We start from the raw sequence: 17017 nt of genomic DNA, 5'->3' as shown, positions 1-17017 counted from the left end.
CCGCTGGTCTGGCTGCTGGTGCCGGAGCGTCCGGCTTCGATCGGCATGGTGCGCTACGGCGCTGACGCCGACGACGTGCCGCCGGTTGCGCCGGCCTCGTCGGCGTATCGGGCCTCGCGCTTCCCTATTATTCGCGCGCCAATCAGCGGCCCGCCTTCACCCATGGCATCCAGTCGGGCGATGTCGACGCAACCAGCGGCGTGGTGTGGACTCGCACCGACCGCCCTTCGCGCGTGATGTTCGAAGTGTCGTCGACGGAAGATTTCGCCAACGCCGTCCGTCTTGCGCCGCTCGATACGTCGCCGGCCAGCGATTACACGGTAAAGCGGCTGCTCACGACCTCGCCTCCGACCAGGACATCTTCTACCGCATGACCGCGGCCGATCTCGCGGACATCAACGCCGTCTCCGAGCCGATCGTCGGCCGCTTCCGGACGGCGCCGGCCTCGAAGCGCGACATTCGCTTCGCCTGGTCGGGCGATACCGCCGGCCAAGGCTGGGGCATCGACGACACTGGCATGAAGACCTATGCCACGATCGGCAAGCATACGCCCGACTTCTTCCTGCATTCCGGCGACACCATCTATGCCGACGGCCCGATGAAGGACGAGGTCGACCTTTCCGGTGGCAGCAAGTGGAAGAACAACGTCCTCATCGACGAAAAGCGCAAGGTTGCCGAGACGCTGGACGAGTACCGGGGTCAGTGGAAATACAACATGATGGACAGGAACGTGTTGGGGCTCAATGCCATCTGCCCGACCTTTTACCAGTGGGACGACCACGAGGTGGTGAACAACTGGTCGGATTCGAAGGACCTGAGCGCCGACGACCGCTACTCGGAAAAAAACATCCATGTGCTGGCGGCACGCGCGGCACGCGCCTTCCACGAGATGACGACGATCCGCTACGAGCCGTCGGAACCGGGCCGCGTCTATCGCAAGATCGCCTACGGGCCGCTGCTCGACGTGTTTTTCCTCGACATGCGTTCCTATCGCGGCTCCAATGGTCCTGGCATGCAGGATACGGTGACGCCGCAATCGCGCATCCTCGGCGAACAGCAGATGAAATGGCTGAAGCGCGAACTGGCAAACTCCAACGCGACCTGGAAAATCATCGCCGCCGACATGCCGCTCGGTCTCGTCGTCTGGAACGACGCCACCAAGAAGGCCGGCGCCGAGGCCATCAGCAATGGCGACAATGGTCCGGTTAAAGGCCGCGAGCTGGAGATTGCCGACCTCCTTCGCTATATAAAGAATGCCGGCATCACCAACACCGTCTGGCTTACCGCCGACGTGCACTACACGGCGGCGCACTACTACAATCCTGATAAGGCGCAGTTCCAGGACTTCAATCCGTTCTGGGAATTCGTTTCGGGTCCTCTTCACGCCGGCACGTTCGGTCCCAATGATTTCGACATGACCTTCGGTCCGGAGCTGAAATTCATCAAGGCGCCAACCGCCGAGCAGGGGCAGAATCTGCCACCTTCGGCCGGCCTGCAATTCTTCGGCCTTGTCGACATCGATGGCGCCACTGAACAGATGACGGTGCGGCTGATGGATCGCGACGACAACGAGCTCTACAAGGTCACGCTCGATCCGGTGCAGTCGGCGTGAAAGGCTTCGTTTCGTCATCCTTCCATGCCGCGACATCGAGGCGTCGCAACGGGCCGGAACCGGTGGACGGAGGGGGCACGAAGGAGTGATTAGAACGGCTTCATTCAGCGCCGTTGCATTCTTCCGGAGATTTCAAGGAATGGATCCCAGGGTCTCCGCGACGTCGCTTCGCTCCTGCTGCACCCTGGGATCTACAACCGCCGTCGGCGGTCGTCAGTCCGGATAGCAAACGGTCGGAATTTGGGGCCACACAGCGCTGGCGCAGTTGGCAGCCTCCTGCCTCTGTTTGAAGGCGGTGCTAACCGGCCCGGTCACCACCGGGTCGACGCCATCGGGAGCATCGGCAAATAACTGCTCCGCCGTTCGTGTGTCAGACGGCAGGGCAGGCCGTGTATCCGTCGACGTCGCGGCCGATCGTGCCGCGCCTACCGCAAAGAGAACGGCAAGGGCCGCCCATGCGAGGATTGGCCGGAATCTGATGCCCGTATTGCTCATGAAATTTGAACTGTCCCGACCGCGAAAGGTTCCGCTTTGGTTAATAATTCCATTTCACACCAAGACGCTTAAGATTTGGTGACCATGTATTTGGTGGCGCGCCTCCTCTTTCGCAATTGCGAAAAACCCTGTATGAGCCGCCCAACCGAAAGAGGCAGCGCCTTTTGGCCTGCTGCCTGCAACGCTCCCGAGACCGCAACATGAAAATTCGTAATATCGCGATCATCGCGCACGTCGACCATGGAAAAACCACCCTCGTCGACCAGCTCCTGAAACAGTCCGGCTCGTTCCGCGACAACCAGCGCGTCGCCGAACGCGCCATGGATTCGAACGACTTGGAAAAGGAACGCGGCATTACCATCCTGGCCAAGGCGACCTCGGTCGACTGGAAGGACACTCGCATCAACATCGTCGACACTCCCGGCCACGCCGATTTCGGCGGTGAAGTCGAGCGGATCCTGTCGATGGTGGATTCGGCCATCGTGCTGGTCGACGCCGCCGAAGGGCCGATGCCCCAGACCAAATTCGTCGTCGGCAAGGCGCTCAAGGTCGGATTGAAGCCGATCGTCGTCATCAACAAGATCGACCGGCCGGACGCCCGCCACGTCGAGGTGGTCAACGAAGTGTTCGACCTGTTTGCAGCGCTCGACGCGACCGACGAGCAGCTCGACTTCCCGATCCTTTACGGCTCGGGCCGCGACGGCTGGGTCTCCGAAAACCCCGAAGGTCCGAAGGACCAGGGCCTGGCGCCGCTGTTCGACCTCGTCATCGAGCATGTGCCGGCGCCGACCGTCCATCCTGGCCCGTTCCGGATGATCGGCACCATTCTGGAGGCCAATCCGTTCCTCGGCCGCATCATCACCGGCCGCATCGAATCCGGCACACTGAAATCAAATCAGGCGGTCAAGGTGCTGCATCATGACGGTACCCAGGTCGAAACCGGCCGTATCTCGAAGATCCTGGCTTTCCGCGGGCTCGAGCGCCAGCCGATCGACGAAGCGCAGGCGGGCGACATCGTAGCCATCGCCGGCCTGTCGAAGGGCACCGTCGCCGACACGTTCTGCGACCCGTCGGTGACCGAACCGCTGCATGCGCAGCCGATCGATCCGCCGACCGTGACGATGTCGTTCCTCGTCAACGATTCACCACTGGCCGGTACCGAGGGTGACAAGGTGACCAGCCGCGTCATCCGCGATCGCTTGCTGCGCGAGGCCGAAGGCAATGTTGCGCTGAAGATCGAGGAATCGCCGGACAAGGATTCGTTCTTCGTCTCCGGCCGCGGCGAATTGCAGCTTGCCGTGCTGATCGAGACGATGCGCCGCGAAGGTTTTGAGATCGCCGTGTCGCGACCGCGCGTCGTCATGCAGCAGGGTGACAACGGCGAATTGCTGGAGCCGGTCGAGGAAGTCGTTATCGACGTCGACGAGGAGCATGCCGGCGTCGTCGTGCAGAAGATGTCGGAGCGCAAGGCCGAGATGGTCGAATTGCGCCCCTCAGGCGGCAACCGCCAGCGCATCGTCTTCCACGCGCCGACGCGCGGCCTGATCGGCTACCAGTCGGAACTGTTGACCGACACGCGCGGCACCGCTGTCATGAACCGGCTGTTCCATGCCTACGAGCCTTACAAGGGTGAGCTGCCGGGCCGCACCAACGGCGTGCTGATCTCCAATGAGCAGGGTGAATCAGTGGCTTATGCCATGTGGAACCTGGAAGACCGCGGTCCGATGGTCATCGATCCGGGCGTCAAGGTCTATCAGGGCATGATCATCGGCATCCATTCACGCGACAACGACCTCGAAGTGAACGTGCTGAAGGGCAAGAAGCTGACCAACATCCGCGCCGCCGGCAAGGATGAGGCGGTGAAGCTGACGCCGCCGATCCGCATGACGCTGGAACGCGCGCTGGCCTGGATCCAGGACGACGAGCTGGTCGAAGTGACGCCGAAGACCATTCGCCTGCGCAAACTCTATCTCGACCCGAACGAGCGCAAGCGTTTTGAGAAGTCGGCGAAAGTGGTCGGCGCGGCCTAGCCACTTTTCTTGGCGATTATGAGGGAGGGAGCACGCGCGTGCTCGCTCCCTTTTTGGTTTTATCCACCGGCAGCCGAGATGATGACTTCCCGGTCGGGCTCACCGACGAGCTCGATGCGGATCACCATCCCCGCTCGAGGTGGCTTGCGCAAAGCTTTGGCCCCGTCCGGACCAACGACCAGCAATCGCTTCTCTTCCCAGGCCTGAAGCCGCGATCGCGAGATGCCGAGTTCACTGGCGAGCAAGCGGTCGAGCCGCAGTGCTGTCGGCATTTCGAGGCCGAGCTGGAGGTCGAGAGTGGCGGTGTTCTCCGGTTTGCCGTCGAGTCTTTGCTTGTGAACTGTGACGTCAGAAAACTCCTCGACGCGCCCGATCCTGCTGCGCAATGCGACAACATCGAAGGCATGACGACGCGCCAGGGCCGGGTCGTTGCTTGCGAGCGCCTGCAGCAGCGCGGGCGCGATGTCGCGGCGATTGCATCGCTCCAGAATGCCGAAATTCCAGGAATTGTCGCAATCGACGCAGCGGTAGATCAGCCACGCATCGATGCGTTTGCCGTTGGCGTTGACGCGGAATTTCCCGCTGCTGTGGTAAGCCTTCAGGCCGTTGCAGCGGTTGCAGTTGATCAGAGGTCGAGGTGCAGTTTTGGGCGCGATCACCCAGCGGATACGCAATATCGAAGACATGCCGAAAACCCTTCCCGTCGGGAAGTTCGTCAGATCGGCGATGTCGAGATGCCCATGCGGGCACGGCGTGGCGAGAGGCTGCGGCGGTCCGAAATCAGGCGTCGCGGTGAAAAGCGCGCGACAGCGGTTCAGCAGTGCCAAACCGGTCTCGAACCGCCACCCTGAGGAACACATGAAATGAACACAGGCATCGCGAGTGCGGCGCCATGCATTGTGTCGGGGGAGTTGACGAGACCGGTGGTTACGTAGGCAAAGTGAAGCTCGAAAACGTGTCGGGGCGAAACTTCTAGCTGCGACGCATCGGGTCGACAAGCCCCTCTATTGTCGGTGCTACCGCAGGTGGAATACTTGCGCTACAATCGAGCGGTCAACGTCTCAAACAAAGATCCCGGTCATGCATCTCACCTCGCTCCTGATCTTCGCCGCCGCTCTTTTCGTCGCCGCCGGCTCGCCCGGCCCCTCGATTGCAGCTCTGGTGGCGCGGGTCATCGCAAAGGGTTTTCGCGATGTGTTTCCGTTCCTGCTCGCCATGTGGATAGGCGAAGGTATCTGGCTGTCGCTGGCGGTGTTTGGGCTGGCGGTGGTGGCGCAGACCTTCCATCTCGCCTTTGTCGTGCTGAAATGGGTCGGCGTCGCCTATCTCGCCTACCTCGCCTGGAAGATGTGGACGGCGCCGGTCGAGGCGCGCGAGGGCGAGATGCCGCGCGAGGAGTCGGCCGTCAAACTGTTCTTTGCCGGCATGGCGGTGACGCTCGGCAATCCCAAGATCATGATGTTCTATCTGGCGCTGCTGCCGACCATCATCGATCTCGCCTCGGTGACGATCGTCGGCTGGGTCGAGCTGACGCTGACCATGGCCGTGGTTCTGGTCGCCATCGATCTGGCCTGGGTGCTTGCGGCAGCGCAGGCGCGAAAACTGCTGAAGAGCAAGCGGGCGATGAAGATCGCCAACCGCGTCAGCGCCAGCACCATGGCCGGCGCTGCGGCGGCGATCGCGGCGCGGTCCTGAGCATGATCCCGAAAAGTAGAAACCGGTTTTCGGAAAGATCATGCTCAACCAAGCTACGCGTCAGCCCATTTCGATGATTGGCGCGATCTCGATGCTGAAAGCCGGGTCCTTCAGGATAGGACAATCCTTGGCCTTGCTGACGGCATCGTCAATGTCTTTCGCCTCGATGATTGTATAACCGGCGGTTGGATTGCTGCCGCCATTGTTCTCGACCTTGCCGTCAGGCAGCACCGTCTTCGACATGCCGACCGGATTGCCGCCGTCGACTACGGCCGAGCCAAGCTTGCCGTACCAGCCATTCCAGGCCTCCATCGCCGCTTTCCGTTCGGCCTCCTCGGTCGGCATCTTGCCCGAGCCATGATAGACGTAGAGAAATTTCGCCATGGTCTCCTCCTTGATCCAGCGGCATCGAACCGGCATGCGGTCGCGCCGCATTGCGATCATCGGACCAAAACGGCGAACACGCAACGAGAATGCGCGGCAGCTAATATAAAGATCATCACCTCGCCATCGCGTGGTATTCATCGTTCGGCCGCATGTCGATTGCCGCCGCCACCCGGTTCGACATATTGAAGAAGGCGGCGGTCGCGGCGATGTCCCAGATGTCGCGGTCGCTAAAGCCGGCCTCACGCAGCGCTGCCCGGTCGGCCTCGACGATCTTGCCCGGCTGCTCCGTCAGCTTCACCGCGAACTCAAGCATCGCTTTCTGTCCGGGGGAAAGGTCGGCGGCGCGGAAATTCATCACCATCATCTCGCCGAAGGCCGGATCGCCGGAAAGCTGGCGCACCGCCGCGCCGTGCGCAACCAGGCAATAATAGCAGTGATTGATGGAGGAGACGGCGACCGCGATCATCTCGCGCTCCAGCTTCGACAGGCCGGATTGGCCCAGCATCAGATCGTTGTACATATCGGTGAAGGCACGCAGCTTCGTCTCGTCGAAAGCGTAGGCCAAAAGCACATTGGGAACGAGGCCGAGCTTCTCCTCGCATTTGGCGAAATAGGCTTTTGTCGCTTCGCTCAGCTCGGCGGGTGCGAGATCGAGTGCGGTGATTTTGTCCTTCATGGCGGATGTTCTCCTCATTTTCGATGACCTCACCGGCGAATTCCGACATTTCGTCGCAAGCCGTCAAACCTTTGTCGCCAAGCGCCGGTCATCTGCTACCATAGTTTTAAAACATATGACGGGAGGGATTAGCTCATGGTCGGCCTGAAATCCGCAAGCCAGTTGAAAAAGATGAGTGCGGCCAAGGGCAGCGAAAAGCCCGGCCGGCTTGCCGACTACCTGCTGGCCCGAGCGCCGGCCGAAGATGTCGCCGCCTATGACGTCGTCGACCTCGAACGCGCCGCCGATCTCGCCGGACGCGCGGTCGCCAGGCACAAGAAGGGCGATAGCGTCGTCGCCATAGAGGTCGATTCCGGTGTCGTCCGCCAGGGCAGGCCGATGACCGTGATCACCGTTGTCAACGACAACATGCCGTTCCTGTTCGATTCCATTCTCGGCGAGATCACCGAGAGCGCCGGCGAACCGCTGCTGGTCACCCATCCGGTCATCGTCGTCAGGCACGGCAAGAGCGGCGTCGACGAAATCCTCGGCGATGGCGGGTTCGCCAAGGGCGATCACAGTCATGAACGGCTGAGCGTCATCCACGTCCATATCGGCCGTCTTTCGCCCGAGCAGGCCGAGGCCTTGGCTGAGCGGCTGAAGAAAATATTAGGCCAGGTGCGCGCCGCTGTCACCGACTGGAAGCCGATGCTGGCCCGCCTCGACCAGGCAATCTCCGAGTTCCGCTACGCTCCGGTGCCGCTCGACAAGGCCCACGTCACCGAAGCGATCGCCCTCCTCGAATGGTTGCGCGACGACAATTTCACCTTCCTCGGCATGCGCGAGTTCAAATATACCGGCGGCGAGAAGAGCGGCACGTTGGAGCGCACAGAAAAGCCCGGCCTGGGTATCCTCTCCGATCCCGACGTGCTGGTGCTGCGGCGCGGCACCGAAGCGGTTTCGACGACGCCGGAAATCCGCGCCTTCCTGCACGGGCCGGAAGCGCTGATCGTCACCAAGGCCAATGCCAAATCGTCGGTGCACCGCCGCATCTATCTCGATTACATCGGCGTCAAGACCTACACCGCCAAGGGCGTGCTTGCCGGCGAGTTGCGCATCGTCGGCCTGTTCACCTCGACCGCCTACACGCGCTCGGTGATGAAGATCCCTTATCTCAGGTCGAAAGCCGAAACCATCATCGCCAAATCCGGTTTCAACCCTGAAGATCACTCCGGCAAGGCACTGATCAACGTGCTGGAGAGCTACCCGCGCGACGAACTGTTCCAGGTTCCGGTGCCGATCCTGCGCAAGCACGCCGAAGCCATTCTGGGGCTGATCGAGCGGCCGCGCGTCAGAGCGCTGGTGCGCGCCGATCAGTTCGACCGCTTCGTCTCGATCCTCGTCTTCGTGCCGCGCGACCGCTATGACAGCGTCGTACGCGAGAAAATCGGCACCTATCTGAAGACGGTGTTCCAAGGCCGGCTGTCGGCCTACTATCCCGCCTTTCCGGAAGGCGGGCTGGCGCGTGTCCACTTCATCATCGGCCGTTCCGGCGGCAGGACGCCGAAGATCGACCAGACGACGATCGAGGCAGCGATCCGCGCCATCGTGCGGACCTGGGACGACATTCTGCGGGAGACGGCGGCCGAGAGCGGCGCCGATGCGGCGCTCACGGCGATCGCTTCGCGCTTCTCGGGAGGCTATCGCGACAGCTTCTCGCCGGCGGAGGCGTTGGCCGATGCCGGGCGCATCGCCAAGATCAGCGCGGCCAATCCGATCGCCATCGACTACTACCGTCATGCCAACCAGGAACCGCATCAGGCGGCGCTGAAGATCTATCACCATGGCAGCCCGGTGGCGCTGTCGCGGCGGGTGCCGGTGCTGGAGAACATCGGGTTCCGCGTTATCAGCGAGCGCACCTTCGAGGTCGGGGACGAGGCTTCCGGCATGGTCTTCATCCACGACATGGAGCTCGAAAACAGCTACGGCAAGCCGATCGACCTTGGCGACCGCGGCGCGCTGTTCGAGGACGCATTCCTTTCCGTCTGGCGCGGCGACATCGACAATGACGGCTATAACGGCCTTGCCCAGACCGCCGGTCTGTGGTCGAGCGAGGTCACCATCCTGCGCGCCTATGGCCGCTATCTGCAGCAGGCCGGGATCCCGCAGAGCCAGGATTTCATTGCCGCCGCGCTCAACCGCTATCCGGAGATCGCGCGTGGCCTGCATGAGCTGTTCGTCGCCCGCCTCGGACCGACGGCGGAGACGGAAGGGGTGGTCGCGGCCAAGCACCTCAAGGCAAAGATCAAGGATGCTCTGGAAGAGGTTCCCAACATCGATGACGACACGATCATCCGTCGCTACCTAAATCTGATCGAAGCCTCGCTACGCACCAATCATTTCGTTCTGAAGGAGAAGGGCCAGTCGCTGGCGATCAAGCTCGACTCGCAAACGGTCGACGGCCTGCCGGCGCCGCGGCCATGGCGGGAGATCTTCGTCTACGGTTCCGAGGTCGAGGGCGTGCATCTGCGCTTCGGCCCGGTCGCCCGCGGCGGCCTGCGCTGGTCGGACCGCGCCCAGGACTACCGCACCGAGGTGCTCGGTCTGGTCAAGGCACAGCAGGTGAAGAATGCGGTGATCGTGCCGGTTGGCGCAAAGGGGGGGTTCTATCCGAAGAAGCTGCCGATGGGCGCCGGCCGCGACGCCATCTTCGAAGCCGGCGCGTCCGCCTACAAGAATTATGTCTCCAGCCTGTTGTCGATCACCGACAATATCGGCCTCGACGGCGTCATTCCGCCAGCCGGTGTGATCAGGCGCGACCAGGACGATCCCTATTTCGTCGTCGCCGCCGACAAGGGCACAGCGACCTTTTCCGACACCGCCAACGCTATCAGCGAGAAGCATGGCTTCTGGCTCGACGACGCCTTCGCCAGCGGCGGCTCGGCCGGCTACGACCACAAGAAGATGGGCATCACCGCCAAGGGCGCCTGGGAAGCAGTCAAGCGGCATTTCCGCGAGATGAATCGGGATATCCAGACCACGCCCTTCACCGTGGTCGGCGTCGGCGACATGTCGGGCGACGTGTTCGGTAACGGTATGCTCCTGTCCGAGAAGACCCGGCTGATCGCCGCCTTCGACCATCGCGACATCTTCATCGATCCCGCTCCCGACATCGCGGCTTCGATGGCCGAGCGCCGGCGCATGTTTGCCCTCACCCGGTCGAGCTGGCAGGACTATGACAAGACAAAACTGTCGGAAGGCGGCGTCATCGTCTCGCGCAGCCAGAAGTCGATAACGCTGCCGCCGGCCGCAGCCGCGGCGATCGGCCTCGGCAAGACGACCGCCTCGCCGGTCGAGATCATGAGCGCCATCCTCAAGGCGCCGGTCGACCTTTTGTGGTTCGGTGGCATCGGCACATATCTGAGGGCATCGACCGAAACCAACCAGGACGTCGGCGATCGCGCCAACGACGCTATCCGGGTGACGGCGCTCGACGTGCGCGCCAAGGTCATCGGCGAGGGCGCCAATCTCGGCGCGACGCAGCGAGCCCGCATCGAGTTCGGGCTGAATGGCGGGCGCTGCAATTCCGACGCCATCGACAATTCGGGCGGCGTCAACTGCTCGGACGTCGAGGTCAACATCAAGATCGCGCTGGCTTCCGCCATGCGCAAAGGGGCGCTGACCCGCCCAGCGCGCAACAAGCTTCTTGCCGAGATGACCGACGAGGTGAGCGCGCTGGTGCTGTCCAACAATTACGAGCAGACGCTGGCGCTGTCCCTTGCCCGCAAGCGCGGCCTTGCCGACATCGCCCATCAGAGCCGTTTCATGGCAGCGCTCGAGGCGCGCGGCCTGCTCGACCGCAATGTCGAAGCTCTGCCGTCGCCGGCAGCCCTTGCCGAGCGCGAGGCACGCGCCGAGCCGCTGACCAGGGCCGAGCTCGGCGTGCTGTTGGCCTATGCCAAGATCGTGCTGTTTTCCGACATCGTCGCCAGCGACGTGCCGGACGATCCGCATTTCGACCGTGACCTGATGGGCTATTTTCCGGACCGTATGGCGAAGAAATACGCGGCCGAGATCCATGGCCATCGCCTGCGCCGCGAAATCATTGCCCGTGTCGTCACCAACGATCTGGTCAACCGGGGCGGCCCATCCTTCGTCAACAGGCTGCAGGAAGCGACCGGACGCAGTGCGGCCGACGTGGTCCGGACCTTCGCCGTGGTGCGCGACGGCTTCGGCTTGCCGGCGCTCTATCGCCAGATCGACGCGCTCAATAACCAGATCGACGGGCAGGTGCAGCTCGACCTCTATCAGGCGGTTAGTCGGCTCACCTATGTGGCCAGCGGCTGGTATCTCAAGAACGATAGCGGCACCGCACCGCTCGGCCAACGGATCGCCGAGTTGCAGGACGCGCGCAAGGCACTGGAGCCGAAGCTGGTTTCGCTGCTGCCGGCCTTCTCGCGCGAGCGGATCGAGGAGCGGCGGCATGGTCTGTCCAAGGGCGGCGCGCCCGAAAGACTGGCAGAACAGCTGGCGCTGACCGATGTGGCGGGCGTCGTTCCTGACATCGCGCTGACGGCCCGAACGGCGAACGCCGACATCGTCGTCGCTGCGAAGGCGTTTTTCGCGGTCAGCGATGCCTTCCGCATTCCGCGCGTCGAGGATGCGGCGCGCTCGATCGCGCCGTCCGACTACTACGATCAATTGGCGCTGTCCCGCGCCACCGACACGATCGGCGCGGCCAGGCGCGGCATCGCGGTGGCGGCGCTCACCGGCCACGCCAAGGCGGCGGATCCGGTGACGGCGTGGCTGGAGGCCGGCGGCGAGAGGGTCGGGCGCATCCGCGAGCGGCTGCAGGCGCTGACCGAGGGCGGCGACATCACGGTGTCCCGGCTGTCGGTGGCATCGGGGCTGATCAGCGACCTGACGGCGCTGTGAGAAGCCTTCCGAATCGCGCGCGATTGCCGGCAAGAACTGCGCTATAGAGCGAAACGGTTCCCCGCTTCGGGGTAACGTTTGTGGGAGGGCACATGGCCGAGGTAGCAGTGCAGCGAGCGCCGGAACGCGGCATCTGGGGATGGATGCTGTTCGACTGGGCGGCACAGCCGTTCTTCACGGTGATCACCACCTTCATCTTCGGGCCCTATTTCGTCTCGCGCATGGCGAGCGATCCTGAAACGGGGCAGGCGGCATGGGGTTACGGCATCGCCGCGGCGGGTCTGGCTATCGCCGTTCTGTCGCCGATCCTCGGCTCGGTCGCCGACCAGACCGGCCCGCGAAAACCGTGGATCGCGTTCTTCGCCGCGATCAAGATCACCAGTCTTTGCCTGCTGTGGTTCGCTGCTCCCGGCTCGAACCTTTTCCTGGTCGTTCTGTTCTTCTCGCTGGCCTCGGTCGCGGCGGAATTCTCGACCGTCTTCAACGATTCGATGATGCCGCGTCTGGTGCCGAAGAGCGAAATCGGCCGAATCTCGAATATGGCATGGGGGCTTGGCTATCTCGGCGGCATGATCGCGCTGATCGTCGTCGTCGCCTTCATGGCCAGTTCACCGGAAACCGGGAAGACGATCGTCGGCCTCGACCCGATCCTCGGGCTCGATCCGAAACTCGGCGAGGACGCACGGGCGACAGGGCCCCTATCGGCGGCCTGGTATTTCCTGTTCATCCTGCCAATGTTCTTCTTCACGCCGGATGCGGCCAAGGGTATTCCCCTTGGCCCGGCGGTGCGCGAGGGGCTGTCGGAATTGAAATCGACGCTGGGCGAAATACGCAAGCGCAGCGGCATCTTCCGCTTTCTCGTCGCCCGCATGATCTATCAGGATGGCGTCAATGCGTTGCTTGCGCTGGGCGGTGCCTTTGCGGCGGCGATGTTCCACTGGTCGATCACCGAGATCGGCCTGTTCGGCATCATCCTCAACGTCGTCGCCATCGTCGGCTGCCTGGTTGCCGCACGCCTCGACGTGGCGCTCGGCTCTAAGACCATAGTGATGATTTCTCTTGTCCTGCTTAGCATTGCGACGATCGGCATCGTCTCGACCGGGCCGGGCTACACGTTGTTCGGTGCCTGGATGATGCCCGGAGCCGATAGCGGCGGGTTGTTCGGTACACCCGCCGAAAAAGCCTACGTCTTTTTCGGTCTGCTGATCGGCCTTGCCTTTGGGCCGGTGCAGGCGTCGTCGCGCTCCTATATGGCGCGCAGCGTCACTGCTGCCGAATCGGGCCGCTATTTCGGCATCTATGCGCTGGCCGGACGGGCGACCAGTTTTGCTGCGCCATTCATGGTGGCCACGATCACCTTGGCCAGCGGCTCGTCGCGGCTAGGCATGGCGGCAATCGTGCTGTTCTTCGGCGTCGGCCTGGCGATCCTGGTCCGCACGCCTTATCCAGCGGACCAGCCGGCAGAGTGAACTGCTCTTCCTTTCTCCCCGTGGGAGAAGTGGATCGGCGCGATAGCGCCGAGACGGATGACACCCCTCATCCGACCGAGCTTCGCTCGGCCACCTTCTCCCACAAGGGGAGAAGGGAAGACTGCTCAATGCCTGAAATGCCTCACGCCGGTAAACACCATAGCGATGCCGTGGTCGTCGGCGGCGGCGATGACATCGTCGTCGCGCATCGAGCCACCCGGCTGTATGACGGCGGTAGCGCCGGCTTCGATCGCAGACAGCAACCCGTCGGCAAACGGGAAAAAGGCATCCGAGGCGACGACAGAATTTTTGGTCAGCGGCTCGGCCAGGCCGGCAGCCTCGGCCGCGTCGAGCGCCTTGCGCGCGGCGATGCGCGAGGAATCGACCCGGCTCATCTGGCCGGCGCCGATGCCGACGGTGGCACCGTCTCTGACATAGACGATGGCGTTCGACTTGACGTGCTTTGCGATGCGGAAAGCGAATTTGAGATCGGCCATTTCGGCCGGCGTCGGCGCGCGCCTGGTCACCACTTTCAGATCGAGGTCATCGACCACCGCATTGTCGCGGCCCTGGACGAGCAACCCGCCGGAAACGGATTTCACGGTGGAGCGGGCCGTGCGCGGATCGGGCAGGCCGCCGGTGACAAGCAAGCGCAGATTCTTCTTGGCGGCGACGATGCGGATTGCTTCTTCCGAGGCGCCCGGCGCGATGATGACCTCGGTGAAGGTTTTGACGATCTCCTCGGCCGCCTCAGCATCAAGGGTACGGTTCATCGCGACAATGCCACCAAAAGCCGAGACAGGGTCGCAGGCAAACGCCTTGGCGTAGGCCGCCTTCAGCGAAGCGCCCTCGGCGACGCCGCACGGGTTGGCGTGCTTGATGATGGCGACAGTGGCGGAGCGGGCCGGATCGAACTCGCCGACCAGTTCGAAGGCGGCGTCGGTGTCGTTGATGTTGTTGTAGGAAAGCTGCTTGCCCTGAAGCTGGCGCGCCGTCGCGACGCCCGGCCGCTTATCGCCATCGACGTAGAAGCCGGCACTCTGGTGCGGGTTTTCGCCGTAGCGCATCACCTGGTCCAGCCTGCCGCCGAAGGCGCGCCAGGTGGGATGCTCGATCTCCAGCGCTTCGGCGAACCAGCCGGAGATCGCCGCATCATAGCTGGCGGTGCGTGCGAAAGCCTTGGCCGCCAGTTTCTTGCGGAAATCCAGCGAGAGCGAGCCGAAATTCATCTCCAGTGCGTTGAGCACCGAGGCATAGTCCTCCGGGTCAGTGACGATGGCGACATAGGCGTGGTTCTTGGCCGAGGCGCGGATCATCGCCGGGCCGCCTATGTCGATGTTCTCGACGATCGAGGCGTAAGCGGCGCCGGAGCGGCGGACATCCTCGAAAGGATAGAGATTGGAGACGACGAGATCGATCGGCTCAATGCCATGATCGCGCATCGCCGCGGCGTGTTCGGGATCGTCGCGCACGCCGAGCAGCGCGCCATGCACGGACGGATGCAGCGTCTTGACGCGGCCGTCCATGATCTCGGGAAAGCCGGTAAGGTCGGAGACGTCGCGCACGGCCATGCCTGCCTCGGCGATCGCCTTTGCCGTGCCGCCGGTCGAGACCAGCTCGACGCCGGCCGCGGCCAGAGTCCTGGCGAAATCGATGAGGCCGGTCTTGTCGAAGACGGAGAGCAGCGCGCGGCGAACGGGAACGAGGTCGGGCGCGGGAATGTTCTTGGCGGCGACGGCCATGGGCTGGCGGCCTTTCACGGCTGGTTGGGAAAGTGTCCGCGCGCCGTAGCACATGGCGACCGGAAATCAACCCGTTAGAGCGACGTGCGTCCACTTGGACGCACAGAGTACGCTCTAACACTTTTCGTCCTGCGCACCGTGCTTTCCGAAAATCGATTCCGATTTTCGGGCCGATGCGTTACAGCATCCTTTGCTCCAGGCCCGGACCATTCGCCGCTGCCAGCTGCAGTCTCAGCTTTTTGCCGGATGACCGGCGATGGCCGTTCGCGTCAGTTGCCAATGGACTTCGGAAATCTCCGATGCCTTGAAGGCCAGCACGATCTGCCGGCTGCGGCGCGGGCCGCCAAGACCGGCGAAATAAATCGATTCCTCGACCTCGGGGGCTACCTCGGTGCAGGTGAACACCCATGTGTCGGCCTGTTCGGCGGTCAGCACCAGGCGACCGTGCTCGTCCTGGAGCAGGCTTATGTCGGGATGGATGTGGAAGCGTACGGTGACGAAATCGCGGCCGTTGCTGCGGATCGCCGCGCCGCCCGGCCGCAGAAGGCGATCCCTGCCGGCGAGCACATTGCCGTTCGTCGACAATTTCAGTTCGCGCTCATGCAGGAAGCCGAAGCGCGCGACATAGCCGTCGTGGCGAGCCAGAAAACCCTGGCTGCCTTGCTGGTCGGTGCGCTTGCAAAGCACATGCTGCGGGCCGCCGATCAACGGCGTGCCGAGCAGATCGTTGACGCGCAGCGAGTGGCTGAAACGCGCCGACGAGGTGTCGTTGATGGTGGCGGTCGAATGGGCGGCCGTGGCGCGGGCGAGCGGCCGGAATTCGGCGGCGCCATAGGTGTCCACGCCGGCGTTGACGACATAGTGGCGGCGGCCGGAAGACAGCTCGAAGGCCAGGCATCCGGCGTGCGCAGCGTTGGAAACATCGATAGGCGGTGGCGGGCCGGTATCGGCGATCACGGTGACGCCGCCCATGGAGAGGCGCTCGTAGCCCGAATGCGGTGCGTGCAGCAACGGCGCGCCGGCGGTGTCGTCGTGGCGCAGAATGGTGGCGATGCGGTCGTGGATGGTCGCGCCCATGCCGTTGAAGCGGGCGAGGCTGCCGTCCTGGTGGCGAAAGAAGCGAAGCGCCGGCAGCATGCGGTCGATGGCGCCCATCAGCGCCGCTGGCGGCGTTTCGGCTTGATTGGCATAGGTCTGGCGCAGCGGCAGAAGATCGGCGAGGGTTTCAAGAACGGCCATCGGATTGCGGGAAATATGGCCGCCATCCGGCAGAATCTGACGGTCGAGCTCCTCGGCGAGGTTGCGTGTCGCACCGCGCAGCGCCGATGGCGGCGCCGGCAATGACAGAGCGGCGAAGGCAAGCGCGATGCGGGCGCGCAGCCTGTCCTTGCCGTCCGGCATTTCGCGTGCCATCGCCCTGAGATAGCGGATCTGCATGGCCAGCGATTTCAGGAAGGCGCGGTAGAAGGGAAATTCAGCGCCCTGCAGCACCACCGAGGAATGCTGCAGCCAGGCAATCACGCGCTTGGCCGTCGTGCCGGGCTCCCAGGCGACACCGGAAATGTTGCTGCCATGGATAGCGATCCAGTCGGAGACCAGCGCGCGGGCATTGGCTGCGGCAAGCTCGGTGCCGGCGGCGCGCATATGGCGCAGCCAGCGAAAACCGTGCAGCGCCTTTTGCCAGCCGGGATTGGGCACGGCAATCTGAAAGGGCGACTTGCCGCCGGTCTCGACCAGATGCCCCGACAGCGGATAGCGGCCATAATAGATCTCGAGCGCGATCTGCGGGTCGGCCAGGCGCAGGTCCGGCGGAGCGATCAACACCCGTTCCGGCGTGCGGCCGGAGTAGCGCCAGCGATGGAGCGGCCCGGCACGCAGGCGCCGGCGCGTCTTGCGCCAGAACTCCTTCGCGACAAGCGTCCATAAACGCGTCGTGCTGACGGCAGCGATCGCCAAAAGCCCTCCTGATACCCCTCAACCCGAAGACAAGTTATATG

General features: G+C 63.4%; 9 protein-coding genes and 1 pseudogene. 5 read left to right on the top strand and 5 right to left on the bottom strand.

The annotated features are described in order from the left end of the window. Window positions 1–92: 92 nt before the first annotated feature. Window positions 93–1612 (top strand): annotated as a pseudogene (locus EOA78_RS13855) (alkaline phosphatase); the annotation flags it as partial. Between the two features lie 695 nt (window positions 1613–2307). Continuing rightward, entirely contained in the window at window positions 2308–4137 is a 1830-nt protein-coding gene (gene typA / locus EOA78_RS13845; RefSeq protein ID WP_127315608.1) for a translational GTPase TypA, read from the top strand. A gap of 59 nt (window positions 4138–4196) precedes the next feature. Here the strand turns inward: typA and EOA78_RS13840 are convergent, their stop codons facing one another. After that, window positions 4197–4823, bottom strand: coding sequence for a DUF1062 domain-containing protein (locus tag EOA78_RS13840; protein WP_127315614.1), 627 nt, complete (start codon window positions 4821–4823; stop codon window positions 4197–4199). 394 nt (window positions 4824–5217) lie between these two features. Between EOA78_RS13840 and EOA78_RS13835 the strand changes: the two genes are divergently transcribed. Then, window positions 5218–5832: a LysE family translocator gene (locus EOA78_RS13835; protein ID WP_127315607.1), complete on the top strand. Its 615-nt coding sequence runs from the start codon at window positions 5218–5220 to the stop codon at window positions 5830–5832. A gap of 60 nt (window positions 5833–5892) precedes the next feature. Here the strand turns inward: EOA78_RS13835 and EOA78_RS13830 are convergent, their stop codons facing one another. Continuing rightward, window positions 5893–6216 carry a YciI family protein gene (locus tag EOA78_RS13830; protein WP_095518128.1) on the bottom strand — a complete coding sequence of 108 codons (324 nt, stop codon included), beginning with the start codon at window positions 6214–6216 and terminating at the stop codon, window positions 5893–5895. A gap of 115 nt (window positions 6217–6331) precedes the next feature. Then, complete coding sequence (locus EOA78_RS13825) at window positions 6332–6895, bottom strand: peroxidase-related enzyme (protein WP_127315606.1); 564 nt, start codon at window positions 6893–6895, stop codon at window positions 6332–6334. 135 nt (window positions 6896–7030) lie between these two features. Here EOA78_RS13825 and EOA78_RS13820 point away from each other — a divergent pair, with 135 nt between their 5' ends. Then, entirely contained in the window at window positions 7031–11809 is a 4779-nt protein-coding gene (locus EOA78_RS13820) for an NAD-glutamate dehydrogenase (RefSeq protein ID WP_127315605.1), read from the top strand. Window positions 11810–11901: 92 nt separating this feature from the next. Continuing rightward, window positions 11902–13278, top strand: coding sequence for an MFS transporter (locus EOA78_RS13815; protein WP_127315604.1), 1377 nt, complete (start codon window positions 11902–11904; stop codon window positions 13276–13278). Window positions 13279–13403: 125 nt separating this feature from the next. Here EOA78_RS13815 and purH read toward each other — a convergent pair whose 3' ends face one another. Together purH and EOA78_RS13805 are read right to left on the bottom strand one after the other, a co-directional pair. Then, window positions 13404–15020 (bottom strand): bifunctional phosphoribosylaminoimidazolecarboxamide formyltransferase/IMP cyclohydrolase, encoded by a 1617-nt coding sequence (gene purH / locus EOA78_RS13810; RefSeq protein WP_127315603.1) that lies wholly within the window; start codon window positions 15018–15020, stop codon window positions 13404–13406. Window positions 15021–15251: 231 nt separating this feature from the next. Then, window positions 15252–16976 (bottom strand): heparinase II/III family protein, encoded by a 1725-nt coding sequence (locus EOA78_RS13805; RefSeq protein ID WP_127315602.1) that lies wholly within the window; start codon window positions 16974–16976, stop codon window positions 15252–15254. Window positions 16977–17017 lie beyond the last annotated feature (41 nt).

It is taken from the genome of Mesorhizobium sp. M5C.F.Cr.IN.023.01.1.1 (assembly GCF_003997585.1).
GTDB lineage: Bacteria > Pseudomonadota > Alphaproteobacteria > Rhizobiales > Rhizobiaceae > Mesorhizobium > Mesorhizobium wenxiniae.
The sequence above is the reverse complement of the archived record's forward strand: the minus strand, read 5'-3'. Positions and strand labels throughout refer to the sequence as shown.

Bases quoted from the DNA above. Each gene is read 5' to 3' on its own strand.
- typA (WP_127315608.1), top strand. From the start codon at position 2,308: ATGAAAATTCGTAATATCGCGATCATCGCGCACGTCGACCATGGAAAA.
- EOA78_RS13840 (WP_127315614.1), bottom strand. From the start codon at position 4,823: ATGTCTTCGATATTGCGTATCCGCTGGGTGATCGCGCCCAAAACTGCA.
- EOA78_RS13835 (WP_127315607.1), top strand. From the start codon at position 5,218: ATGCATCTCACCTCGCTCCTGATCTTCGCCGCCGCTCTTTTCGTCGCC.
- EOA78_RS13830 (WP_095518128.1), bottom strand. From the start codon at position 6,216: ATGGCGAAATTTCTCTACGTCTATCATGGCTCGGGCAAGATGCCGACC.
- EOA78_RS13825 (WP_127315606.1), bottom strand. From the start codon at position 6,895: ATGAAGGACAAAATCACCGCACTCGATCTCGCACCCGCCGAGCTGAGC.
- EOA78_RS13820 (WP_127315605.1), top strand. From the start codon at position 7,031: ATGGTCGGCCTGAAATCCGCAAGCCAGTTGAAAAAGATGAGTGCGGCC.
- EOA78_RS13815 (WP_127315604.1), top strand. From the start codon at position 11,902: ATGGCCGAGGTAGCAGTGCAGCGAGCGCCGGAACGCGGCATCTGGGGA.
- purH (WP_127315603.1), bottom strand. From the start codon at position 15,020: ATGGCCGTCGCCGCCAAGAACATTCCCGCGCCCGACCTCGTTCCCGTT.